Source organism: Tahibacter aquaticus, assembly GCF_004363655.1.
Classification (GTDB): domain Bacteria; phylum Pseudomonadota; class Gammaproteobacteria; order Xanthomonadales; family Rhodanobacteraceae; genus Tahibacter; species Tahibacter aquaticus.
In genome coordinates this window covers 246,402-271,354 of record NZ_SNZH01000009.1, presented here as the reverse complement: position 1 = coordinate 271,354, position 24,953 = coordinate 246,402, and the positions used below count along the sequence as shown (strand labels likewise).

The 24,953-nt window shown below is 62.3% G+C and carries 13 protein-coding genes; 5 read left to right on the top strand and 8 right to left on the bottom strand.

Going from position 1 to position 24,953, the window contains the following annotated elements:
- Nucleotides 1–261: 261 nt before the first annotated feature.
- Both DFR29_RS15900 and DFR29_RS15895 read right to left on the bottom strand, forming a co-directional pair.
- On the bottom strand, nt 262–5,379 hold the full coding sequence (locus DFR29_RS15900; RefSeq protein ID WP_166654132.1) for a Kelch repeat-containing protein: 5,118 nt from the start codon (nt 5,377–5,379) through the stop codon (nt 262–264).
- Between the two features lie 299 nt (nt 5,380–5,678).
- Entirely contained in the window at nt 5,679–6,251 is a 573-nt protein-coding gene (locus DFR29_RS15895; RefSeq protein ID WP_133819598.1) for a hypothetical protein, read from the bottom strand.
- Between the two features lie 259 nt (nt 6,252–6,510).
- On the opposite strand from DFR29_RS15895, the gene DFR29_RS15890 reads away from it, so the two are divergent.
- Nucleotides 6,511–8,982: a hypothetical protein gene (locus DFR29_RS15890; protein WP_133819597.1), complete on the top strand. Its 2,472-nt coding sequence runs from the start codon at nt 6,511–6,513 to the stop codon at nt 8,980–8,982.
- 169 nt (nt 8,983–9,151) lie between these two features.
- Here the strand turns inward: DFR29_RS15890 and DFR29_RS15885 are convergent, their stop codons facing one another.
- Nucleotides 9,152–11,239 (bottom strand): delta-60 repeat domain-containing protein, encoded by a 2,088-nt coding sequence (locus DFR29_RS15885; RefSeq protein WP_133819596.1) that lies wholly within the window; start codon nt 11,237–11,239, stop codon nt 9,152–9,154.
- 274 nt (nt 11,240–11,513) lie between these two features.
- Between DFR29_RS15885 and DFR29_RS15880 the strand changes: the two genes are divergently transcribed.
- Nucleotides 11,514–12,392 (top strand): hypothetical protein, encoded by an 879-nt coding sequence (locus DFR29_RS15880; RefSeq protein WP_133819595.1) that lies wholly within the window; start codon nt 11,514–11,516, stop codon nt 12,390–12,392.
- Nucleotides 12,393–12,631: 239 nt separating this feature from the next.
- Here DFR29_RS15880 and DFR29_RS15875 read toward each other — a convergent pair whose 3' ends face one another.
- Together DFR29_RS15875 and DFR29_RS15870 are read right to left on the bottom strand one after the other, a co-directional pair.
- Complete coding sequence (locus DFR29_RS15875; RefSeq protein ID WP_133819594.1) at nt 12,632–14,104, bottom strand: hypothetical protein; 1,473 nt, start codon at nt 14,102–14,104, stop codon at nt 12,632–12,634.
- A gap of 379 nt (nt 14,105–14,483) precedes the next feature.
- Nucleotides 14,484–15,179 (bottom strand): hypothetical protein, encoded by a 696-nt coding sequence (locus DFR29_RS15870; protein ID WP_133819593.1) that lies wholly within the window; start codon nt 15,177–15,179, stop codon nt 14,484–14,486.
- Nucleotides 15,180–16,345: 1,166 nt separating this feature from the next.
- Between DFR29_RS15870 and DFR29_RS15865 the strand changes: the two genes are divergently transcribed.
- Nucleotides 16,346–16,624, top strand: coding sequence for a hypothetical protein (locus tag DFR29_RS15865; RefSeq protein WP_133819592.1), 279 nt, complete (start codon nt 16,346–16,348; stop codon nt 16,622–16,624).
- A gap of 263 nt (nt 16,625–16,887) precedes the next feature.
- Nucleotides 16,888–19,698 carry a hypothetical protein gene (locus DFR29_RS15860; protein WP_133819591.1) on the top strand — a complete coding sequence of 937 codons (2,811 nt, stop codon included), beginning with the start codon at nt 16,888–16,890 and terminating at the stop codon, nt 19,696–19,698.
- 366 nt (nt 19,699–20,064) lie between these two features.
- Here the strand turns inward: DFR29_RS15860 and DFR29_RS15855 are convergent, their stop codons facing one another.
- From DFR29_RS15855 to DFR29_RS15845, 3 genes are all read right to left on the bottom strand, one after another.
- Entirely contained in the window at nt 20,065–22,203 is a 2,139-nt protein-coding gene (locus tag DFR29_RS15855; protein ID WP_133819590.1) for a caspase family protein, read from the bottom strand.
- A gap of 76 nt (nt 22,204–22,279) precedes the next feature.
- Complete coding sequence (locus DFR29_RS15850) at nt 22,280–22,759, bottom strand: hypothetical protein (protein ID WP_133819589.1); 480 nt, start codon at nt 22,757–22,759, stop codon at nt 22,280–22,282.
- A gap of 36 nt (nt 22,760–22,795) precedes the next feature.
- Nucleotides 22,796–23,509, bottom strand: coding sequence for a M12 family metallopeptidase (locus tag DFR29_RS15845; protein WP_133819588.1), 714 nt, complete (start codon nt 23,507–23,509; stop codon nt 22,796–22,798).
- A gap of 334 nt (nt 23,510–23,843) precedes the next feature.
- Between DFR29_RS15845 and DFR29_RS15840 the strand changes: the two genes are divergently transcribed.
- Nucleotides 23,844–24,908: a M35 family metallo-endopeptidase gene (locus tag DFR29_RS15840; RefSeq protein ID WP_166654131.1), complete on the top strand. Its 1,065-nt coding sequence runs from the start codon at nt 23,844–23,846 to the stop codon at nt 24,906–24,908.
- Nucleotides 24,909–24,953: the final 45 nt, after the last annotated feature.

Sequence of the window (24,953 nt, the reverse complement as noted above, 5' to 3'; positions counted from 1 at the left end):
CGGCAGTTTCGAGCGCGCGACGTGGCGCACGGCCGGTCAGATCTCGGTTTCGGGCAGCGGCTTGGGGCTACGCGATGCACGGCGTTGCCCCCTCACCCTACCCTCTCCCCCGACAGCAGTCGGGGGAGAGGGAGTCGCGTTGTAGCCACCGTGTCGCGTGGTTATAGATTCTTCAGTGGCCAATACGGCCGCGTGCTTGACGGTGCGGTTGACAGTGCCCTCCCCGATTCCGAACTGCTTGGTTAGGACTACTCCTAGCCATCAGAAGATTGGGCACGATGGCGTCATCTCCTCGAAGTTGTTTCTGAAAACAACATCGGCGGTATTGAGCACCGTGACTCTCAGCGGTGAACTCGTACTCGTTCCATTGTTTTGATCGCCGTTGTAGCGTGCGGTCAGGTCGAAGGTGTCCTGGCTATTCGACCCGATCGTCGCAAGTGTGCTGACCGTGCAACTGGCGCTGCCGGCAGTCAGCGCCACCCTGTCGCAGAGAACGTCTGGAGCACGCTCGAACGTCACGGTACCGGTGGGGCTTGAACCGCTGACGGTCGCGGTGAGCGTGAACGGCTCGTTGTTGATGAACGTCGTTTGGCAGTTCGTGGACACGGCCGTCGCGCTGGATACCGGATTGACGACCTGCGACACCGGCGGCGATGTCGACCCCGCATTGACCGCATCGCCGCTATAGGTCGCGCTGACGCTGTGCGTTCCCGTCGTGAGTGAACTCGTCAGGCACAGCGCGGTCGGGCTGTTGCTCGTTCCACCGCTGAAGGCGACCGCGCTGCAACCGGCGATGACGTTCGTTCCGTCGTTGAACGCAACCGTTCCGGTCGGCGCGTTGCCGCTGACAACGGCTGTGAACGTCACGCCTTGACCGAACGCACTGGGATTGGCACTGCTCGTGGCAGCGGAGGTCGTGGCGATTTGCGTGACGGTCAGGCTCGCGCTGCCGCTGTTGCCGGTGAAGTTCGCATCGCCGGCATAGGTGGCCGTCAGCGTCTTGCCGCCGGCAGTCGTCGGCGTGAGTTGGCAGGTGCCGGCGCCGTTGCCGTCGAGCGTCGGGATCGTGCACGTGTCGCCGGTGCCGTCGCTGATGTTGACGCTGCCGGTTGGCACTCCGGCCGCCGGAGCCGCCGCGGTCACCGACACAGTGATCGGGTAGGCGCTGCCCACGCTGACCGCTCCACTCGGCGGCGAGATCGTGACCGTGGTACCGCCTTTGTTCACCACGTGCATTTGCGCCGCACTGGTGCTGGGCGCGAAGATACCGCCGGCCGGGGCCCCGTAGACCGCGGTCAGCGCGTAGGTGCCGGTGGCGAACCAGGCGATCGTGCACGTCGCGGTTCCGCCCGAAAACGTAACCGGTCCGCAGGTATTGGGCGGTATCGCATCGTCGCTGACGCTGATCGTCCCGCTAACAGGCGTGCCGCCGGCCATGCTGACCGTTACGGCGATCGCATAGGGCTGCCCTGCCACCGAAGGCGCCGTGGACGTGATGGTCGTGGTAGTGGCCCGGGTCACCCAGACCGTGCTGCTTGGGGACGACCACGGCCCGGTGCCTGCGGCCGTGTTCGCAGCGACAGTAAACGTATACGCGCCCCAACCGATCGGATTGAAGACGATGCTCGTGCACGGCGCGGTGCACGATGCTGTCGCCCCTCCCGGCGTTGCCCTCGCGGTGTAGCTCGTGATGGGGGTGCCACCGTTGTAGAAAACCGGCGTGAAATTCACGGTCGCCTGCTCGATGGCTGCGCTCGCGGTCGGTGTGGCCGGTTTGCCGGGCATCACCGCCAGTGTGCTGTAGCTCGCAGCGCTGGGGACGCCATTCACCCACGCGCGCACCAGCACGGGGCCCGCGGGGAAGCCGGCGAACGCCGTCGCACTACCGGTGAAACTCGTATTCGAATAGTTCACCGTCGGGTCGTTGGCGATGAATATCCTCTGCTGGTTGTCGAGGCGCTCCACTTGAAATACCGGCACATTGGATGCCGAATTGTTCACCTCACTACTACTGCCCTCCAGGCTCGGCCGAAAGCCGCTGCCAGTCACCGCGAGCGCACTGGTCTGAAGTACAAAGGCGTTGCTGGTCGTGATCGTCGGCTGGCGCGCTGGGTCGGGACTCAAGCCGGGATTGGCGAGTTCCGCCGAGCTGAAGCCCGTACCCGCCGCAATGAGCACCCGACCGGAGGGCAGCAGGCTCGCCGTGTGTCGGCCGCGCACCGTGGCTATCGGGTTGATCGTGGACCACGAATTGCTGATCGGATCGAACAGCTCGACCGAGCTGAGATATCCAAGGATGTTCACGCCACCGACAACGAGCACCTGGGACGATGGCAGCAAGGTCGCGGTATGCGCGTAACGCCCTGTTGCGAGCGGGCTGGCTGCCGACCAGATGTTGGTGACCGGATTGTAGATCTCGACCGAAGCCGCCACTCCGCTACTGAGCTGGCCACCGGTCACGAGCACTTTCCCCGAAGGCAGCAGCGTTTGCGTATGCGAATAGCGTGCGCTGATGAGCGAACCTGCCGCGGACCACGTATTGCTCGGCGGGTCGTAGAGCTCGCTGGTACCCAAGGCACCGCCGCTTTGACCACCGGCCACGAGCACCTTGCCCGAGGCCAGCAGCGTCGCCTTGTGCAGGTTGCGCGCGGCGGCAAGCGATCCGGCCGCAGACCAGGTGTTGGTCGCCGGATCGTACAGTTCGGCCGTGGCTATCGTCGTGGCGGTATTGATTCCGCCAGCCACGAGCACCTTGCCCGAGGGCAACAAGGTTGCCGTGTGCGAATCGCGCGCTGTTGTCATCGAGGCGCCTGCCGACCACGTATCGGTGGCCGGATCGTAAATCGTCGACGAAGCGAGCGTGGCTCCGTCGATGTCGCGACCGCCGGCAACGAGCACCTTGCCTGACGGCAGTAGCGTTGCAGTGTGCGAGTAGCGCGCGATGGCGAGCGCGCTGGCCGCGGACCAGGTGTTACCGGCCGGATCGTAGAGTTCCGTGGAGACAAGTCCCGAATTGCCGAGTTGGCGACCGCCAGTGATGAGCACCTTTCCCGACGGCAGCAGCGTCGCGGTGTGCAGGTCCCGTTCGGTGGTTGTCAACGACCCTGCCGCTGACCAGGTAACGCTGGCCGGGTAGAACACCTCGCTGCTGCCGACCGCGCTGCTGCCGTTCAGTCCACCGGCTTGCAGCACCGCGCCGGAAGGCAGCAAGGTCGCGGTGCTGTAGGCGCGTGCCGTTGCGAGGAAATTGGACGCCGGCGACCACGCATTGCTGGCGGGATCGTACGTTTCTGCCGACAGCAGCGCGCTGCCTCCGCTCACGCCCGCCGCAACGAGCACCTGACCCGAAGGCAACAGGGTTGCCGTATGCACGTAGCGTCCGGCCGCCAGCGAGCCCGCTGCCGACCAGGTATTGGTCGTCGGATCGTAGAGCTCCGCCGCGGCAATGCCGGCGAGGGTACCGGGGCTGCCGCCCACGACAAGCACTTTGCCGGAAGGCAGCACGCTCGCGGAATGCAGACTGCGGGCTGTCGCGAGTGTGGAAGCGGACGACCAGATGTTGGTGGCCGGATCGTAGATCTCCACCGAAGCCAGAGACCCGGTGCTGCTGGCTCCACCCGCAACCAGCACCTTGCCCGACAGCAACAGGGTCGCCGTATGCTGGTAGCGTCCGGTCGCGAGCGAGCCGGCCGCGGACCACGCGTTGCTGGCGGGGTCGTAGAGTTCGGCCGACGCGACGAAATTGCTCGCGTTGTCCCTCCCGCCGACGACGAGCACCTTGCCCGAGGGCAGTACCGTTGCCGTGTGGTACCTGCGCGCCTTTGCGAGCGAGCCGCCGGCGGTCCACGTGTTGCTGGCCGGATCGTAAACCTCCGCCGCGGCGACAAAGCCGGTACTGTTTTCGCCACCGGCGACGAGGACCTTGCCGGACAGCAGCAGCGACGCGCTGTGCAGATTGCGTGCACTCGCGAGCGGGCTGGCAGCGGCCCAGGTGTTGCCGGCCGGATCGTAGAGCTCGACCGAAGCCAGAGGAACGGCGTTGTAACCGCCAGCAGCGAGCACCTTGCCTGAAGCCAACAAGGTTGCCGAGTGGAAGTAGCGGGCGGTTGCTAACGAGCCGGCCATCGTCCAGACGCCCGGACCGTAGAGTTCGACCGATGTGAGTGCTCCGCCCGTGCCTTGACCGGCAACGAGGAGCACCCGGCTCGAGGCGGGCAGCAACGTGGCGGTCTGGTACTTGCGAGCGTTTGCGAGCGAGCCTGCCGAGGACCAGGTGTTGCTCGTCGGGTCGTACAGCTCGGCGGAACCCAGGGTGCCGGCGGTACCTGTCCCGCCGACAACGAACACCTTGCCGGTCGGCAGCAAGGTGGCGGTGTGGTAGTAGCGCCCGGTCGCCAGTGGGCCGGCAGCGGACCAGGTGTTGGTGGTCGGATCGTAGAGTTCGGCGGAGGCCAGGGAACCGGAATTACTGTTTCCACCCGCAACCAGCACCTTTCCCGACGGCAGAAGGATCGCCGTATGACGATAGCGTGCGGCGGCGAGCGGGCTCGTCACCGACCACGTATTCGTGGCCGGGTCGTAAATCTCGGCGGAAGCGAGCGCACTGCCGGTCGAGCCTTGTCCGCCGGTGACGAGCACCTTGCCGGATGCCAGCAAGATCGCGGCGTGGTTGGTGCGCGCGGTCGTGAGAGTACCGCCCGCCGCCCAACCGACGGCGACCGGATCGTAGACCGCCCCTTGAGGAAGAACCCCATCGGTTCCGTTGAAGCCACCCACCACGAGCACCTTTCCGGATTGCAGCGAGGTCGCGGTATGGCTTTCGCGTGCCCGGGAAAGTGCCGGAGTTCCCGACCAGGTATTGGTCGTCGGATCGAAGAGTTCGCTCGAGGTTGTGATGGCGCTGCCCGAGATGCCGCCCGTCACCAGCACCTTGCCCGACGGCAGCAAGGTCGCGGTATGGCGTTCGCGTTTCGTCGTGAGCGAACCGACCGGCGTCCAGGTATTCGCCGTCGGATCGTAGAGTTCGCAGGAGGAAAGATTGTCGCTACCGCTGTTACCGCCCGCGACGAGCACCTTGCCCGACGACAAGGTGGTCGCGGAATGCAGGTAACGGGACTGTGCGAGCGAGCCACCGGCCACGAACCCCGTCGCATGAACCAGCGGAGATGCCGCGAGCGCGATCAAGCCGATGCCGCAGATGTGCGTACGCGATGTTCTCGCGGTTGTCGAACCCGAGCGGTGATGGCGCACGTCCATCTCGGCGAACGGCCTCGACAAAATGCGGACCACGCAGCGCATGCTGTCGTTTGCGGCCCGAAGAATGGCCGCCCAGGTGACGAAACGCACCAGATCACCACGCGTGCAGATGCTGAGCTTCAAGGAAATTTCTCCAGTAACGAAGAGTCGGCAGCGAACGTCCGCGAACATCAATGGGAGCAAGCGGACTTTCCCGACGGCTCACACTGGAACATGCTGGCTGGACATGCTGGGGCCGCCGGCAGTCGCTAGCGCAGAGGGGCGTCCCCGGCTATCAGTCTTGTCGTCGTTGCTGTCGGGATGTTGCTGCGCGCCACTAGTTGACCAGGGAAACGCGTTTCTGCGCGAGGGCACGGACCAGGTCGGCCGGTGCCCGATTCATAGAGAACAGTGCCGCTCACAGTGCTGAATGTGACCAATCTTCAGTGCGCCGAGATGCTCAGCTTCGAGCGCGCGGCAACAGGCAACGGCAATCGGATCTCCCCGAGGGTGATGTCAAAGGCGCCGGCAATGTCTTTGTAGGTTCTCATGAAGTATCCCCAGTCCTCGCTATTTCGGCGGTTCTCGAACCAGGAATCCGGCGCTGCCAGAATCAATGCGCGCCTGATATCGCCGCCATTCTTGCGTTGGAGTGTCGTTGCGAGCAGGTGGAGAAAGTAGCGTATGACTTGGGAGTCGGCTCTGCCGTAGCCCAGCACATGCGTGTATTTGACTTCGATGATGGTCCGGTTTTCGCCCGACGACGTGGAGCGGATAACCACATCCGGTGTCATATTCCCGGTGATGTCGATCAGCACGTTCTTGTGCTGATTCCAGTTGCTGGTGTCCGCGAGCAGTTCGAAATCCTTGTCGCCAATCAGATCGGCGAGGTTCCTTGCGTCGCTTGTGCTGTTGTCGATTCGTACTTGCTCCAGAGCATGGGGATCTCTTGGCAGTATTCGTTTGCAAAGTTCCGACTCAAGCTGCTTTTCGTCCTCGCATTTCTGCTCGGTCATGGTGAAGCCTCCGCTGGCTGCTGATCGTAATCCTGCCGTCGTGCCAAACCGTTGGCTGGGAAGAGGCGCAGCGCAATCCCAGCTCTCCCTCGCGTTCCCGCACGCCCTGGAATCGGTGCGATAGGAACTGCCAATACTTTGCGCTAAAAGATATTGGTATAGCAGACCCATCCACCGGACGACCGATCGGCGCTAGTGCTGCCAGGGTGCTGCACGGCGGCCGTTTGGCATCGCGCTCCCCCTGAACGGAGTCCCGCCCATGAGCGACACCACCGAGACGAACGAGGCTACTTCCGCGCGCGCCGAAGGCGACGCATCCACTACTGAGAATCCGCGGCCGGTCACGTATCCGCGTGACCGGCGCAAGTACACGCGCTTCCTCGATCCGCTGTACACGGGGCCTGGTCTGCAGTTGTTCGAAGGGCCGGAGCACGAGGCGTTTGGTGATGGACTGTGGTTCGTCGACGGGGACGGCAAGCAGTTCCAGCAGTCGGCGCCGAGCACCAACTATTTCCTCAGCCAGGGCGGGCAGTCTTTCAGTTTCGGGCAGATCCTCGCACTGGCCGGCGATTTCTACGGCATACCCAGCCAACCCATCTCCGACGCCCCCGACCCGGCCTCGCAGCAGCAGGCGTTTCTCAACGCGTTCAACACACTGTGGACGGAGCCGCTGGTCATCCTGTTCAACGCCAACGTGTCGCCGGCACAGAAGATCCTGTCGTTGATGCAGCAGCAGTCGGCTGACGCGACCAATGCGCAGGCGGCCATCCTGGCCAACGACCCGACCGCGACCGACTCCTGGTCGCAGGCCTATTCGCAGATCAACGACGACGATCAGTACGACATCGCCTACAACAACGCCACGGGCGGGAATCCGGATATCCACCCGTGGTGGTGGTCGCAAGGACGCTACCTCAAGCTCGCCGCCACCAACTGGGACCATTTCGGGGCCAATGCGCTCGCCGCCTACAAGGCCGGCCATACCGCGGCGCTGCAGGCGGCGGGCCAGGGCAAGTGGTCGCAGGCGTACGCGATGGAGGCCTTCGCCTGCCACTTCCTCACCGACCTGTTCTCATCGGGCCACCTGCGCACACCGCGCAAGTCGCTGCACACGGGCAACTCGTTTTCCGATCTGTGTTCGCGGCTGATGCACGACGAAGACTGCTACAACGGGCTGGTCGTGCAGAACAACCGTGGCGACTCCTGGACCGCCTACGGCGACAAGCGCCTCAATGATCTGGCCAACAGCCAAAGCTTCTCCATCGCGCGCAACGCGGTCCAGGCTTCGCTGCAGGACGTCTGCAACGCGGTGACGTCGGGCGATGGCAGTCCGGTGTTCAGCGCGCTGGACTTTATTCCGAATCTGGATTCGGCGTCGGACCGCAACAGCCCCTACAACTGGTCGCCGCTGTTCGTCGTCGACAACGGCACGGTCAAGTTTCGCGAGGTATGGAACGACCTGACCTGCCGCTACTGGACCAGCAACTTCTACTATGCGTCGGTCTACGACGTGGTGCCCAATGGCGGCGTGCACAGCATGGCCGGCGCACCGCCGCGGCAGGGGGCGGGGCCTGCCCACGCGCTGAGGTGGCAGAACAACCGCATCATCGGCAGTAGCGAGGACGACCTGGCGCCGGCCGCGGCCGTCGTCACCCTGAGCACGACGATCGGCAACACCCAGCCCACCGACGAGTTGAGCCCCAGCCAGCAGGAAACCGCGCTGAATGCGGCGCTGCAGAACATCCTCTGCGTGGTTTTCCGCAAGACGAGTACCGACAACTCCAACCACCATCTGCATTTCCTTGCGATCCCGATGACGGACGCACCGGCCTTCAAGATCTATACGCCGACGGAGATCGCCGTCGGCGGCCAGTCGCACCTGACCAGCGACGGTGGCGATCCCGCTGTCGTGGCGCGGCCGGGGTCGCTGCTGATGATCTATCCCGACAGCAACGGCGTGCTGCTGCAGGCGACATGGTCGGCGAACCAGCAGACCTGGTCGTCGCCGGGAACCGGCTCGCAGCAGGCGGCGTTGTCGAGCACCGACAGCGCCAACTACAAACTGCTCGCACCGGCCTCGGGCAGCAGCGCGGGGCCGCGCGCGGCGCTGTGCAACGTCAACAGCCAGGGGCTGTTCATGGTGTTTCCGTCACGCGTGTCGCAGAACGGCGCCAACCTTGTGTTCTGCAGCTGGAACCCGGCCAAGAACCTGTTCAACACGCCGATTCCGGTCTTCTTCACCGGCATGAGCGGTTCGCTCACGGCCGCGAGATCGAGCATGAGCGTGGGCATGACCGAGTACGGCGGTTCGCTGGTGATGGCCTTCGTCAACGCCAACGGCAACAACAGCATCTGCGTGCTGCAGATCGACGGCGGCGAGGCCTGGTCGATGCTATCGCCCATCGCCGAGGACCCGTTCGGGCAGATCATCACCACCCATTCGGTGGTCAGTCTCGCCACCTACGGCGGCATGCTGCTGCTGCTCGTCAACGACGACAACGGCAACATCATCACCTACGCCTGGCGTCCGCAATCGCAGTGCTGGACGTACTACCAGATCCAGGGCACTACCAACGGCGGCAAGACCATCACCGCGCTGCAGACCCGCTACCCCCTCAGCCCGGTCACCTACGAAGGCGCCCCGTACATCGTCTTCACCGACAAGGCCAACGGCGCACCGAGCATCATGACTACGGCGACAAGCGTGATATCGGGGCCTGCGGAGACGTAAGCGAATTGACTTGAGCTGTCCGAAGCAAGCCGTAGGAAATTCAACCGCAAGTTCCGGCGTCGGATAGTTCCAGCTGGCCACACCGTGCTCCCTCTCGCCCGACAGCTGTCGGGGGTCACGACGTCGTTGCGAGACAGGACACCCGGCTGCAGTGCTCCGATCGTTTGCGTCACTCGAACGGCGACGCAAAGATGGTGTCGCCGACAGCCAGCGGGTAGGCAATGACGCCGCGCGGGCTGGCGGAAAAATAGATGCGGTCTTCGGCCAGCAACTGCTGCATGCTGCCCACCGGCGCAATCCAGCTGTCCAGCGCCGCGCCGTCAGATGGCGCGAGCTCGGCGTTGCCATGGCGCGGCTTGCCGCCGACCTGGGTGAAATAGCCGCTGACGAACAGGCGCCCGTTTGCCGTCGTACCGACGCCATACACACTGTTATCCGGCGAGGGATCCCATTCGCGCACCTGTACCGGCGTCGTCGACGACACGCGCGCCAGATGACGGCGCGGCACACCATTGACGCTGTCGAAATAGCCGCCGATGAACAGGTCGCCGTCGGCGGCCGGGGCGATCGACAGCGCCACGTAGGATTCCATCGCCACGTTCCAGTCCGCATCCAGCGCGCCCGTGAGCAGCGAGAGCCGGCGCGGCGAGAAATCGCCGTCCGACTGGATGCTGATGTAGAGGTCATTGCCCACGCGCTGCAGCCCGCTGCTGGTCGTCGGCAACAGGCTCGTGCCCCAGCTCCCATCCATGGCGCCGTCTGGCAGCAGGCGGCGCACCGGCCGTTCCACGCGGTATCCCGTCAGGTGCACGCGGGAGATGCTGTCGACATACAGGCCGAACACGGTAGACGTATCGGTGTCCGCAACGTAGTCCGTCACGGTGGCGCCGGTGGTGCCGTCGAGCTTGCGCAGACCGTTGCTGACGTCCACGCCGTTGACGCTTTCCAGGTAGCCGCCGACATAGATGCCGCCATCTGGACCGACAGCCAGTGCATAGGTCCAGCCATCGACGCGAGGCGCCCAGGCCATGTCCATCGAGCCGTCGGGTTGTAGACGCAGCAGGTTGCTGCGGTCCACGCCGCCGGCACGGTCGAACTTGCCAGCAACGATGAGCGCTCCGTCGGGCTGACGCGCGAGCAGAGTGGCGCCGCCGCGGCTCTCGACCAGGGCCAATGCCGCGGGCTGTGCAGCGGCCGTGCCGAGCAGCGCGAGCCCCATCGTCGGCGTGTCGCCCAGGCGGGCAAAATCGCCGGCAGCCGCCACGTTACCGTCAGCACGCGCAGCGAGGCTGTGCATGGACTTGCGATTGCCCTCGATGGGCCAGCTGGCCAGCACCTGCCCTGTCGAACCCGACATCCGGCACACACCGCGGTATCCGCCCACGTAGACATCGCCGCCGCTTGCCCGCGCGAAGGTCTCGGCGCCCGGATACGGGGCGAACTGCGGCCAGCCGCTGGCGCTCTGTCCCGTTGCCTTCGACAGCTTGTCCACGCGGCCGTCCGCATACGCCAGAAAGACGAAACCGCTCGAAGGCTCTGCCGCGCCGCCGATCAAGCGGCTTCCGGGGTGGCCCCGCGACTGCCAGTTCGTATCCAGCGCTCCCGTGGCAATGAGCACACGGTTCAGTCGGTAATCCGTCTGTTGAATCAGGCCGCCGCTGCCGTCATAGACCAGGCTTCCATAGGAATAGCTCTGTCCCAACCAGTCCGGATCGTAGTTGCCCGTGTCCGCCCGGATGCGGCGCAGGCCCTCGGGCGAAACGAAGTAGACCCAGCCCGCGTCGTCCAAGGTGACATCGACGGGCACACACCCCCCGGCATTCTCATACCAGGACGGCACGGCAGCCGGGTTCGGGCCAGCCGTCAACTTGACGCCGCAACCCAGCTGCCACTGGCCGTTGAAGTGGCTGATATTGCCGTGCACCAGCACGCCACCGTCCGGCAGCGAATAGATCCGCCGCGAAACCTGCATGTCTCCCCAGCGCACCGGCGGGTTCCACTGCGGGTCAAGCGAACCGTTAGGCAACAGCCGTGCAACCCCATTGCGCGGCACCCCATTGACCGACGTGAACGTGCCGACCAGCAACAACGCGCCATCAGGCTGGTACGCGATCGAACTGATATCGCCCGCCACGGTCAGCGGCAGATTCGGCGTGGGCAAGGGTGCGGGCACCTGAGCCTGCGCCGCGGCAGCCAGTGCGCCGACGGCAAGCAGGCACGACAGCGCGCGCCGCAGGATGGGATGCAACTGGAACATGGAAAACCCCCGGAGAATTGCGCCGATTCTAGCAGCCGGCCATCGCGTCGACGGCCGCACCTATGCACTGACCGTTGGTCCGGATGGCGGCACTTAGGTCGGCGCGCGTCGACGGCGAGGACGTGTAGGGTGAGAGGAAATATTCGGACCTTACATCGTATTGTCAAACAGTCCGTGGCCGCAGACGTTAAAAGCAAAGCCGCCAGCTGCGAGATATCCAGACGGTTTAACTACGAAAACGCATACGATGTCGACACGAAAGTCGGAGCCTCAAATGGACAAAAATTTCATCGAACAAATCGTTCGTCAACAGCGCGAGTTTGAGATCCAGTACAAGCCCATCGCCGACGGAATTCAGGCGACGCTCAAACAGTTTGAAGAGCAGGTTGACGCACCCGCTATCGTCGCTCTAAAGGAATATTTAAAGCAGATTGAGAACCAGTTCAGTAGGCCTGTGGCGGCTATAACACAGGGACTAGAAAAGCACTTTGAGTACGCGTCGAGGCTGGCAAAGCAGGCTCAATCAGCCTTTGAAGCGATTGCGGAGTTGCCATCATCTATCCGCGCAGAGCTGGGCGTCCTTGCCGCGCGAGGTTGGTATCTTGATCCTGAACTGCCAGCCTCGGCGCCAGCGAAGCTCAGAAAGGCAATCGAAACCGGAGATCAGGAAGCCGCGGACGCAGCACTTGTCCTGCACTTTACCAGTGAACTGCCAACGATCAGGAGTCACCTGATAACCAAATACCCAAAGCGTGCCCATATCTTCAACCGGGCGGTTGATGCCCATGAACAGGGCGCGTATGAGCTTTCGGTGCCGGTGCTTTTGACCCAGGTTGACGGTATATGTTGGGACATGACGTCGTTTCTACTATTCAAGGCTGACAACAAACGACCTCAAGTTGCAAAGTACGTCGATCAATTTTCGGCGAATGCCTACAGACATGCCTTGTTAACGCCATTGCTAAAAATGCACCCGATCTCTGCTTCAGAGAAGGCGCGTCCTGCAGGTTTCGATGGGCTGAACCGCCATCAGGTTTTGCATGGGGAATCGGTGACGTACAACACCGAGATGAACAGTCTAAAGGTTGTCTCGCTTCTGAAGTATCTGTCTTGGGTATTGCACTTCGCCGATGAAGACGGCGACAGCACCTAGTTAGTGCCTTTACATTTCTTAGTCGTCCTATGAACCCAAGCGCGTTCAGTACCTTTCTTGCTGGTGACTTTCTTGTTGAGCTTTCTCGGTCGAATGCCCTGGCCGACGGATAAATCTATCAGCCGACAAAAATTCCGTCCATCATTCGAGGCGAGGCTGTTTCCGCACACGCCCAAGAGTCGATGGCTTTATTTCCCATGAGCTTCGACAAATTCGAAGCATCGATTGAGTCCAGCCACTCAATTGGGCGACGAAGACTTTGACGCAGAAATCTTTGGCGAGGCGTCAATTGTCACAACATTCTCAGCGTCCTCTTGGCCGATTTCTTTGAGTATTCGATTTACTGTACTGATCTCGCTTCTCGTATAACAAAGAATGACCTTGATGTCGTTCACAGATCTTGAGGCCTTCTTATAAATGGCGGTTTGCGCCTTAAGATTCCTCTTCATTGAGGACGATGAACCAAGCTTGAACTCTACTATTGCAGAATCCCTTTGACCGAACGAGATCTTGTAGTCCGCTGGACCTCGCCCATTGTTTACCTCTGAATTGACGTCGTAACGAGAAGCAAACCACGTGAGGCGAAAGATCCTTTGTATCGTCTCCTCGGAAGCAATCGGCTTCCCACCTTTGTAGAATATCCGATACCCATCGTTGTCCTCGATAACTTCCTTCAGAAATCTAACCCTCTGCAGCGCGGCTGCGTAGCTGCCCAAAGGAATCGCGTAAAATTGGCTTCTCTCAGCAAGATACCGTCCGAGCATACTTAAGGGATCGAGTAGCTCTCGTTGCAATCGCTCAACCTTTTCGGCCGAAATTGGCGCAGCCTCGCCTCTATTTCTTTCCCTATCGAGAATGTAATAGTCAAGCATCTCGGGAAACTTTCTAACTGTGATATCCACTGCTCGAGCAATATCTTCCTTCGTCGGATTACGGCGAAGGTTGCTCCTGAAAAACTCGTTTATGGAGTGTCGAAGCGACGCATTGTCCAAGGCGTTCGCAATGACTCTGAATCTCCGCGCCAAATCTCCATGCGAAATGAACGCATCGTCCTTGGTCAAGATATCCAGTGGAGTTAGTATGATGAAGTCGCCACTGTCGCCATTTTTGTAGAAATACGGAAGCTCGAAAAGACGCGGTTGCCGTACTAAGCTTTCTTCGTCAAACCTACATCTAATCGAGAAGAAAGCTCTTTGGTGTGGAGAAAGATATGTCTTGGCAAATTTTTCTGTGTATTCAAGCAAGTACTCTTGAGCCAAGTTGGTTGTAAAATCACTGATAAAGTCTCTACCAATGCCCTCACCAACAAGGGTTAGTTTTTCTATATGTGAAGATTTTGTTAGCGTTTCCTTGCCGAAATTCGAGTAGAACCCGTTAAAGGAACTAATAAGGTTCTTTGCAAATTTCGGCCCAAGCCCCTTTCCACCATTCCCCCACTTGGAAAAACCAAGCCAATTTTGCCTAATCTCTGGAAATTGAAACAGAGCTTCGTTGATTTGAGAGTTTTCACAGGCAAGATCTCTAAGCCTTGCCAGGTGTCCCACTATTTTCCTGTGGAGTTCTTTATAAACAGACCTATCAGAAGAAAACAGGAGGAATGGATCGATGAATAGAGGCAGATCCGCCTCAATGCAAACATCGAGGGCTCCATACTTCTCGACGGCGAGTCGGCCAAGGTCAAAATAGTCTGAGAAGAGCAGTTCTGCTTTCATATATTTCAGTCCAGGAAATCGGGCTTTGACATGGACTATTTCCATGTACGCATTAGATTCTGGTACAAGGTGTTTATAGCTAGGCTTTTGGCTCTGTCAAGCGAAGTGGCTTACGCAAATCCAAGTGTCGCGGCGGCTCCATTGCTGACAGGGGAGCCAACGGGGTCAGATTTATTTCTGCACACCCATCGTATCGTCGATCGACAAACGAAGCCATATGAACCTCCACGCCAGCTTGAACCGCCTAGGTATCGCAAGAAGCTAACCTGGCCGCGTTTTCATTGCCCATGCGCCGCAAGTTGACCTGAACCCGTTTTCACACAGTGACTGAGTGGACGGCCCGCGCGTCTTCGAGTGTCGGTCGTCTAGTTGCACACGACTAGGGCGGCCAGAACTGGGCGCTAAAGTTGTTTAGCCCACCGCCATACGAATCCACTCTTACGCGAAAAGTTTTCGGGATAGTTTCGGCGTCGCCACCTTGTCTGAAAAAGTCCCTGACGGCATGTAGCGACAGCTGCACTAGATGCTCCCATTCACGATAGAGAATTTCCTGTCGATCCTCCTGCTGCTTTCTAGTGCTTGGCTTACGTTTTGGCGCTGGTATGGTGTAGTCGATCCGTATTTCTACATCGTGAGCAAAAGTAATGCTTCCGAATTTCCATTCATCATTTATTGTTGAGCGCCATCGATAGCTCACATAAACGGAAAGGTTTTCGCTCAAGCGGACTGGCGTTAACACATGGTCGTCGATTTGAAACAGCTGCATTTCTTTCTCTTCGACTTCTACCCGCTCTTTCATTCGGTCGATGGAAAACTGCAAATCGCTCCCTGCACGGCGAGCCCAGTATTCAATCTCCGAGTACTTCTTTGCAGACTTTGCTGAAGCGAGATCGCGTAGCGTTCTCTCGAACGCGCGAAGCTTGGCGCCTACGTAGACCCCGCAACGATCAAGCCGAAGCCCCTTGGAGCTGACGCACCTGTCGCGCAGTGCCTGCTCGACAAGTTCGTCGACTGCGGCACGGTCGATCTCTTTCAGAGCCTCTCGTTCCTCACGAGAAAGATAAATTCTTTCCACACTGTCCTCCGCAGGGTAGTTAAGGCGCCATCAAGACATTGCAGTGACGACTTCGAATCTCTGGAAAGCCCGAGGCGATTGCCAATGGATGGCACTCTCAGGGCTGGCAAAAGAACCGAAAGCCGTTGCCTTCCAGAAAATCAGATCATGCCCGTTTTGACAGAAACGTCGGTTGTAGCTCTATTCCGGAGGGGCTCTGCGTCTATCCGGAGGCGGTCAAAGCAGTCCGGGACTTTCCGGAAGTGCTGTCAAGTCTTTCCGGAAAGGCTGGGAGTGTTTCCGAAAGGGCTGGGAGCCCTTCCGCAGGGGCTGCGAGACCCTCCGGAGAGTCTGGGCGTCCTTCCGGAGGATCTGGGCGTCCTTCCGGAGGATCTGGGCGTCCTTCCGGAGGGTCTGGGAGTCCCTCCGGAGAGTCTGGGAGTCCCTCCGGAGAGTCTGGGAGTCCCTCCGGAGAGTCTGGGAGTCCCTCCGGAGAGTCTGGGAGTCCCTCCGGAGGGTCTGGGCGTCCCTCCGGAGGGTCTGGGCGTCCTTCCGCAAGGGCTTTGGGCCTTTCGAGAAGGGGAAAAAGTCTTTCCGGAAGGGCTTTTTGCACGATCGGTGCGTGATCCGCGTGGGCCGGCGCGTGGCCCTCAGGGCTGTCTGAATTTTTGTGTTCGAGTGCTGTTATCAGGGGCGTCAGAACCTTGCGGTTCTGAGCGACTCCCCGCTCACCGCCCAATGCAGTCGGGGGCTAGTGCGGCGCGCTGTAGACACGGTGCCGCATGCGTGTAGGTTCTTCATGGGCGGACACTTTCGCGTGCTTGACGCTGCGGTTGACGGTGTCAACAATGCGCACGTTGCCGCCAATTCGGCAACCGGGCTTGGCAGCCCGCGGAAGGCGCACACCGCGCCGCACGAAAGTCTGGCGTTTTTTTGTGCCCGATTTTCGTGCGGCGCAGGCTGCCGATTTTCTGGCGGCGGTGTGCGGGGAACCGCAAGGTTCGCCGGTCCTTCCCGGTCTGCCAACCCGCACATCGTTCGCCACCCCTTTCTCATTGCATCTGCGGTGGCGACCCTAGCGAGGGAGTTGCCATGGAAGACCGCTACCTGTTCGCCGCTGCCGGGCCCTGCCCCGGCGTTTTCTTGTTGGCTGTTGACTGCCGTGATTCACGCGGGAGGGCGCAGCCATGAGTCGTCACGGTTCGTTTCATCCGCTGCGCCGTGATGTCGACTCGGCCGAACCCGTGTTGTTTGCCCTGGTGCTGGATACGCCAGCCCAGCGCGATGCGCTGCAGGACGAAGTGCTGGCACGCGCCTCGGCTATCCACCATCTGAGCGAGGCGCTGGTTACGGCACGCCTGGAGGCGCCGGATTCGCGCTCGCACGGCGCCATTCTGGAAGCGGTGGCGATTCTTTCGCGGGATGTGTGTGGGTTGCTGGAGGCGAGTACGCATCCGGGTCCGTAGTGGCCGTGGTCGAATCCGGGGCTGCGACTCTGCTCACTGGCGGGGTTTGTTCACTCGTGTCGTTGTGATGCTACCGGCGACAGGTTGGCACCTGCGTTGGGGGTGCTGATCTGTCGCTGCGTTCTTTTTTGCAGTAAGTCGCCCTGCCCCATTTCCCGGCCGGCGCCAGATTCCCCTGCGCGAACGAGTCCGCAGTGGCCTTTGTCAGGTAGTGCCCGCGACGGCGTACGTCCCGGGAACGGACACTACTTCGCAGGTCGCCCATGCACGCTGCACGTTGCCTCTCGTTTCTGCTGGCCCTGCTCGGTGCGAGCACTTGCCTGGCGCGCGACGGGTTGCTCGACCAGAGCTTCCTCTACCGCGGCTGGTTTCAGTTCGACGAGTTCATCAATGGCGACCGCGGTCGCTTTCAGTCGCTGCGCGATGCGAAGTTCGACGCGCAGGGCCGGGTGATCGCGATCGGTTCGTTCTCGCATCCCGGCACCAGTGCGAACGGCGATTGCCTGGTGTTCATCTCTACACTGGCGGGCCGCGACCTCGACATTCAGCAGCGCCTGGTGCTGGATCGTGGCGGCAGCAATTACGAGCTGTGCACGTCGCTGGAGGTGCTGCCGGACGGAAAACTCATCGCCACCGGCTACGCCAACACCGCCGGCGATCGCAACACCGGGGTGGTCGTGCGCTTGAATGCCGACGGCACGCGCGACGCCACGTTCTTCGATAACGGCGTGTTCGAGGTGAACACGCAGGTCAGCTGGATAGATCCCGCGGAAGCCACCCTGCTCATCGACTCGCTGCTGGATGCGCAGGGCCGGCTGCTGGTGGTGGGGCGCGTGCAGGCCAATGGCGCAGCGCGCGGCATCCTGCTGCGGTTCCTCGCCGATGGCTCGTTGGATACCGGTTTCGGCGTGGACGGCGCCGTGCCGCTGGCGGATTTCAGCACGCCGCTGGTACAGCCCACTACGCTGACGGTGGACGCGCAAGGCGGCATTCTCGTGGCAGGCACCACGCAGCAGGCGGGCACGCCGCGCCACGGCGTGATCTTCCGCGTGACCGAGGACGGCTCGCTGGATCTCAGCTACGGCGCCGGCATGAACGGCCCCAACGGCAATGGCGGTGGCGGGCGCGGCTTCGTGCCGCGCTGCGATCGGGTGGCCAGCATCGTGGTCGACGGCGACGGCCGCACGCTGATGGGTTGCGAACCCGATGTGTCCGGCGCCACGCCGGGGCCGATCCTGGCGGTGGGTGTGTTGCGCCTGGGCCTCGACGGGCTGCCAGACCCCGCGTTCGGCGGCGACGGCCTGGTCGAACCGCTGGGGTTCACCTCTTCCCTGGGCACCTTGTTAGGGCCGCCGCGTATCGCCCTGCAGGCCGACGGCAAGATCGTGCTGGCCGCCTCGCTGGACGTGGCCAACCAGCCCGGCAACGAAACCGACTGGTACGTGACGCGGCTCAATGCCGATGGCTCCACCGATTTCGGCTTCGGCTACCAGCCTGGCTACAGCGTTCTGCGCGTGGGCGATCCCTACCTTACTGGCAGCACGGAGTCGTACTGGGAGAGCGTCAGCAACCTGGTACTCGACCCGCGCGGCCGCCCGGTGATCGTCGGACAGCGCGACTTCGGCACCCAGGCCACGCGGTTCCTGATCGGGCGCCTGGGCATGGCCGATCCCACCGCCGTCAGTGGTTTCCTCGATCCGGATTTCGGCTTCAACAACGGCTACCGCCTGCAGCATTTCGACGAGTTCCTGGGCTCCGGACCGCGCCAGGACACCACGGGCACCGACGTTTCGGTGGACAGCAGTGGCGTCATCACCACCCTGGGGCGTCTGCGCTTCGACACCAATCCGTCGCCGACGTACCTGTGCGTGGTGACGCGCTCGCTGCCGGACGGCAGCGCCGACACCACGTTTGCACCGCCCAACGGGCGACGCACGCTGAGCCTCAGTGCCGCCGGCAACAATTCCCAGCTGTGCAGTGCTGTCATCGCCATGGACGATGGCAGCACCCTGATCGCCGGCGCCGTGGGCGACAACGGTACGGTGATTCGACTGCTGCCGGACGGTAGCGTCGACACCGACTTCTTCGGCAACGGCGTGCTGGAAACCTGGACCGACCTGAACTTCCAGGCGCAGAACCGGCGCATGACGTTCAGCGCGATAGAGCGCGACGCACAGGGCCGTATCCTCGTCGCCGGCAGCTTCGCGCAACCGGGGCCAACGGGAACCGAAACGTTCGGCCTGGTGCTGCGCCTCACGGCAAACCTCGCCGTCGATACCAGTTTCGGCGACAACGGCGTGGCACGCCTGCACACCACCACCAATCCCTTCCGCCTGTACATCGAGAGCATTGCGCAGGATACGAATGGAAACCTCTACTTCGCCGGCTCCGAAGGCCAGAGCGGCACGGCCCAGGAAGGTGGCGTGGTGCATCGCCTGCTCGACGATGGCTCGGTCGACACGAGCTGGCCCGGCGATTCCAATTACGTGCATCTGGTCGGCACCTGCGTGGCATCCGGCGACATCACGCTCGACGCACAGCAGCGCCCCCTGGTCAGCTGCTATCGCAATGGCGAAGTCGGCATCTTGCGCCTGCTGCGCAATGGCCAGTTCGATCTCAACTTTGGCACCGGCGGCGTGGCGCGGGTGAATTTCATTCCGCCGTCGCAGAGTGTGCAGGGCCGCACCACCAGCCTGCAGCAAATACTGCCGCTGCCCGACGGCAAGCTCGTCGCGGTCGGTACGCACATGAACATGAACGGCAACGAGGTGTTCTTCGGCACGCAGGATATCGGCGTGGCGCGCCTGCTAGCCAACGGCTCGCCGGACCTCGACTTCGGCGCAACCAACGGCGCAAACCTGTTGCGCTTGCCCGAACTCTTCGGCCGCTTCGACGAATTCGCCAACGCTGCGACACTGCAGCCCGATGGGCGCGTGCTCGTGATCGGCTCGCAATCCGACCGGCGCCCCGGCGTGCCGATCGACGACAGCACGCAGCATCTGCTGCTGCGGGTGGGCAACGTGATGCCTTTCGTCGAGGAAAATCCGTTGTTTGCCGATGGCTTCGAGGGGTGATTCCCCTGCGCCGCCCGATGACGGCTGGCGCTGCTGCCGGCGCTGCGACGAAGCGGGCGCCAACGGGATCAGGCTAACTTCTGCGGTGCACGTGTCGTCGATGCACCGCAGCACATTGAACTGACCTCGCTTGCGCCGGCGATCTTGAGTACGCGGCGTAGCGCGCAGCTCGGTGGATCTGGGTGGGCGTAGCAGGTCTGTACATACGGCGAGCACGACGCACGATCACGCGTCGGGAGCGATTTCAAGACCGGCGCCAACAATGCGCAACCCCGTGGGAAACCGCCGCTATCCGGCAGCGGCACTGCCGAAGCCCGCAGCCGCAGCTATTTTATCGGGAGCCGGCGCCGGCTCGGCTTCCGACTCTTAGGCGAACAGGCGCAGCAGTTCACGTATCGACAGCGGCCCGCTGCCGCCCAGCGATGCGGGGCGCGGGGTTGCGGCGAGGGTCAGGAACTGGCCACCGGGCATGCTTGCCGCATAAGCGTTTTTCAGGCGAACCGATACGGCATTCAGTGTCTGGCGCTGCGTTTCGGTCAACTCGTCGCGCTGCAGCTGGCGCACCAGGACTTGCGCCAAGTCGAACGCAGCCGTGGAACTGGGCAGTCCCCGTATCAACAGCAGCCGCAGTGCCTTGACCATTTCATCGCGCGGGTCAGCGATGCCGAATGGATTCGTGCTGCCCCGCGCGAGCGCGGCCCGCACGGATTCGGCCCAGAGCACGGCGCCGTCGGCGCGCGGAAACCAGTTCATCAGGTTTCTCGCCCAGTCGCGGCCGCGGTGGAGCTGCCCGACGCTGGCGAGCAGCAGAAACCCCATGGTTGCGGCGACGGGCGCCTGCAGTTTGTGGTGTATTGCGTCCATCAGCATGGCCGGATCAGCGCGCCTGGCCGCTTCGAGCAGGCTGCCGAATTCCGACTGCTGGGTCAGATCCCAAAGATAGTCATAGTACGGACTGCCGGTGCCGGTGCCCGGACCGAGCCGCAGATCGGCTTTCTGGATGCGTGGCTGTGCCTCGTTGTCCGACTTCAGAATAGTCAGCGTGAGTCGGTACGGTACGTCGCTGTGCGGATCTCGCGGCAGCGGCATGACCAGGCGCTGACGCTGCACAGAGTCCGGGTCGTCAAGCGCCAGGAACAGTGCCTCGTCGCCGGGTGCGAGCAGGAAATCGACGCGCACAAGACTGCTAAGCGCATCGCGTTCCACGGCGCGAATCTTCAGCCGATCGGGATCCGCCGGCTGCGCGTCGGCGGTATAGAGCGTGACCCCGCCCTTGCGCCAGATTTCCGAGGCGTATTCGTGGCCGAACCGCCGGTACGCCTCTCCGGGCAGCGCGAGATCGCTCAGCCTGATGGGCGTATCGACACGGGCTGCGTCGAACAGCGACTCGGACGCCGCTTCCGCTGCGGTCAGGCGCGTTGAACGGTCGCTGCCCACCCGCTCGGACAGACTGATTCTGCGTCGCACGGCTGCCGGTTTCGTCGGCTGCATGGATTCCAGACCCGTGCCGTTGCCGTCTTCGGGTCCCACGCCGGAATCGTCGCCTGCCGGCTCGACCGCCGGTGGGGGCAGAAACTCGGTGACCACGAAATCGTCGTCACCGTACAGGCGCTGCTGCGCGGTCTGCTGCGCGGGCGATCCGCCGGCCAGACGAATCAGCTCGTGAATGCGCGGACGCACATAACTGAACAGTTCCAGGAACTGCACAGCGAGGCTTTCATCGCGTGCAGCACCGGCCAGGCGCTCCATCACGGCCCTGCCGAAGAATGTCTGGCGTTCGCCGGGCACCTGGTACGACTGTGCCGTCGGCAAGGTCGAATACAACGCCACGGTGGATCTGGGCCCGCTGTGGCCCGGCGCGTTGCGCGGCAGCACCGTTTTCGCAGTGGCGCCTTTGGATGCCAGGGGCGAGAACTCGTTACGACAGGCATCGATCAGCGCAATATGTTCGGTGGCAGGATGGGTTTCGGCCCAGGCACGCAACTCGTCCACGCTGACGCAGTTCTCGAACATCGGCGCACCGAACGCAGGATCGAGATAGTCCGACGGCAATATCAACGGTACCGCATTGGACTGCACGCCGTGGCCGCTGAAAAAGAACAGCGTGCGGCTGTCGCGGGCCTTGGCACCTGCGGGTACGTTGCCGGCCCACATCTGCATTGCCCTTTGCAGCGTCGCGTTGTCGGGAGTGGCGTAGTGTGTGCCAATGGCCGGATCGAGCAGCGGCAGTTCGTCTTCGCCCGGCGAAAGCAGCAGATAGCACCAGACGACGGGGAGATCCTTGCGCAGGAAACCCCGGCGCAGCCAGGCGAAAAAATCCGCTGCCGTGGTCGCTGACGAAACCAGCTGGCCCAGGTCGAAGGTATTCGGCGCAACAGCACCCCCATTTTTCAGGTGCGGATACTTGCTGATGCCGGTCACGATCGCGTACACGCCAGGCATGCCGAAGGTCCAGGCCGGGTCGCGCCACAGGCCGATCGTGTTGTCCACTTTCTCCAATGCCATGAGAATTACCTCAAATTAGACAAATGGAAACAGCTCGCACCGGGCATGCTCCTGCAATTTTCCGGGCTCCCATGGGCTAGCCCAGCCGCGGCGGCAGCGGCGGCTCCCGCAGAGGGCCCGGCGCCTCGCGCCCCGACAGCCGTTCCCAGGCCGCCGGCTGCAACAACACCAGGTCCAGCGCCGCCAGGGTCCGGCCGTGCCCGTGCTCCCGATACACCTGCAGGCGCAAACGCCGTTGCAACGATTCGCCGCGCAGGCCGATGGGTTGCCGCTGTCCCGAGGCATCGACGAGGGCACACAACTGGTAGCCATTGTCCGTGGACAACTCGCCGCTGCTGCCATCGACCGGATCGTCCAGCACGATGCGGGCGACGGTCGGCGCATCTTCCATCCAGGCACCCAGCCACAGAACCGTCCCTTCGGCGCAGGGAACAGACACCGTTTCGCCGTCCGCATGCAGCGGCGCTGGTCCCCAGCTGCGCAGTCGCGCATCGGCGCGCCAATGCGACGCCGCGATGCGTTGCAGGTTTACCCGCAATGCATCGTGTATCAGCACGTCGTGTTCCAGGCGCCAGGCCACTACACCGGCCGCTCAGGCGTAGAGCTTTTTGATGGTCAATTCATCGCCGGCCGATAACTTCCACGACGGCATGAAACTCTTGCCGTCGGTCGTCCAGTTCGACGGAATCGTATAGATCATCACCGATGCCTTGTCGAAATTCGTCGTAATGACCTCGGACGCATCGAACTTGGCGAAGACATTGTCGTCGACCTGTTGCTTGGTCCACTCGTTGGGCGGTCCTTCGAGATCGGCGTAGACCGCAGGTCTGCTCCACTGGATACGCGCCTCAGGATGATTGTGTTCGTGCAGCAGGCCCAGCGCGTGGCCGAATTCGTGGATGACGACGCTCCAGAAATCTTCCTTGGGCGTCTGCAAGGTAGCCCAGCCCAGGTTCATCGTCGGCTGGGTCTGGCGGATGCCCAGGGCATCGGTGCCGACATACGACCAGGAGCCGTCACTGGCGTCGAAGGCGATGCGCAGCTGAGCCTTTTCGCCACTCTTGGCCTTGACCAGATTGAGGCGGACGCCATCGACCAGCCACGATCGAGCCGCTTCCATCACCCGCGCATGCAGCGCGTCGGTACCTTCCAGGAACCGTACCTTCAGCTCAGTGCCCGGCTCCCATAGCTTGTTCTTCGCCGCCACGCCCATCGACACCAATGAGGTCGACGGTCCGACCAGACGTTCGCCGCCGTCCACGTCCAGCGTCGCGCAAACCCACTGTGCCCTGTTGCCTTCGCTCATCTCAGTTCTCCGGTTGGACCGACGAAACGGGCAGTGATCATGCCCGTGGATAGAGATCGATCTTCGCTACAAAAGTGTTGCCAGCGTCCCGAAACTCCCAGAGCCGGCGCACCAACTATCGAGGCCAGGTCAACTTCCACGCCGGGCGTGTCTTCGACGCAATGCAGCAATTCAACCGGGCCGCTTTCCGTTTCTCCGGTATGCCTTTTGGTTCTATCGCCCCTGAGGCGAACATCCTTGCTTTTTCGTGTTTTCCACTCTGGCGCACGGTCACGGGGGACTGTGCGCCAGTCGACATTCATTATCTACAACAATGATTTTGGGAGGAAAACCAATGTACAAACTTCTCGCAGGACTGGTTGCACTCGGCCTCATGGGCACCGCTAGCGCTGCCGGGCTCGACGTTGCCTTGTCCGAACCGCTCGCCAAGAGCGACTACGGCAGCGGCAAGATCCACTATTCGCTGACCAACCACACCGACCGCACCCTGCATGTGCTGCGCTGGCAGACGCCGCTCGACGGCCTTTCCAGCGAGCTGTTCCAGGTGACCAAGAACGGCGAGCCTGTCGCCTATGACGGTGTTCTGGCCATGCGCACGGCGCCGACGGCAGCCGACTATGTCGAACTCGCGCCGGGCGCCACGCTCGCGGCCGAGGTCGACCTCACGGCGTACTACGACATGAAGGCCGGCGGCCAGTACGAGGTGCGCTATGCGCGGGATGCGCGTGATGTGATCGCCGAAGTCGGCCAGGGGGCCAAGGGCGGCCTTGAGGCGGGCTATCTCGACTTCGACCGGGCGGCCGCAACCGCGATCCACGTCGACACGGCGGTCGATGCGTTCGACGCGCCGGCGCTGAAGGCCAGCCCCGGCCTGCTCGCCGCAACCAACAGCTTTGAAAGCTGCTCGACCACGCAGAAAAACGCGATGCCCGCCGCTCGCTCGCAGGCGACCACCTACGCCAATACGTCGCGCAATTACCTCAACGCCGGCAGCACGGGCACGCGCTACACCTGGTGGTTCGGTACGTACAACGCGTCGCGCTATTCGACGGTACGCTCGAACTTCACGCGCATCTACAACGCGCTGTCGACGCAGCCGTTCGTGTTCAATTGCACCTGCCCGGCGGCGCCGACTGCCATTGCGTACGTCTATCCGAACCAGCCGTACCGCATTCACCTCTGCTCGTCGTACTGGGGCTATCCCAATGCCGGGGCGCCCTACTCCAAGGGCAGCATCCTCGTGCACGAAGTCAGCCATTTCGACGTCGTGGCCAACACCGACGACGTGACCTACGGCACGACGAACTCGCACAACCTGGCGGTCAGCAATCCGGCGTCGGCGGCGCGCAACGCCGACAACTACCACTACTTCGCCAACAACGCGAACAACGGCAACTGATACGGCTGCCGATGGTTTGACGCCTTCCCTGAAGGACTGCACCGC

What these genes read in the sequence shown, in the direction of transcription:
- DFR29_RS15885 (WP_133819596.1), bottom strand. Translation starts at nt 11,239, where the DNA reads ATGTTCCAGTTGCATCCCATCCTGCGGCGCGCGCTGTCGTGCCTGCTT.
- DFR29_RS15840 (WP_166654131.1), top strand. Translation starts at nt 23,844, where the DNA reads ATGTACAAACTTCTCGCAGGACTGGTTGCACTCGGCCTCATGGGCACC.
- DFR29_RS15845 (WP_133819588.1), bottom strand. Translation starts at nt 23,509, where the DNA reads ATGAGCGAAGGCAACAGGGCACAGTGGGTTTGCGCGACGCTGGACGTG.
- DFR29_RS15890 (WP_133819597.1), top strand. Translation starts at nt 6,511, where the DNA reads ATGAGCGACACCACCGAGACGAACGAGGCTACTTCCGCGCGCGCCGAA.
- DFR29_RS15865 (WP_133819592.1), top strand. Translation starts at nt 16,346, where the DNA reads ATGAGTCGTCACGGTTCGTTTCATCCGCTGCGCCGTGATGTCGACTCG.
- DFR29_RS15860 (WP_133819591.1), top strand. Translation starts at nt 16,888, where the DNA reads ATGCACGCTGCACGTTGCCTCTCGTTTCTGCTGGCCCTGCTCGGTGCG.
- DFR29_RS15875 (WP_133819594.1), bottom strand. Translation starts at nt 14,104, where the DNA reads ATGAAAGCAGAACTGCTCTTCTCAGACTATTTTGACCTTGGCCGACTC.
- DFR29_RS15895 (WP_133819598.1), bottom strand. Translation starts at nt 6,251, where the DNA reads ATGACCGAGCAGAAATGCGAGGACGAAAAGCAGCTTGAGTCGGAACTT.
- DFR29_RS15880 (WP_133819595.1), top strand. Translation starts at nt 11,514, where the DNA reads ATGGACAAAAATTTCATCGAACAAATCGTTCGTCAACAGCGCGAGTTT.
- DFR29_RS15855 (WP_133819590.1), bottom strand. Translation starts at nt 22,203, where the DNA reads ATGGCATTGGAGAAAGTGGACAACACGATCGGCCTGTGGCGCGACCCG.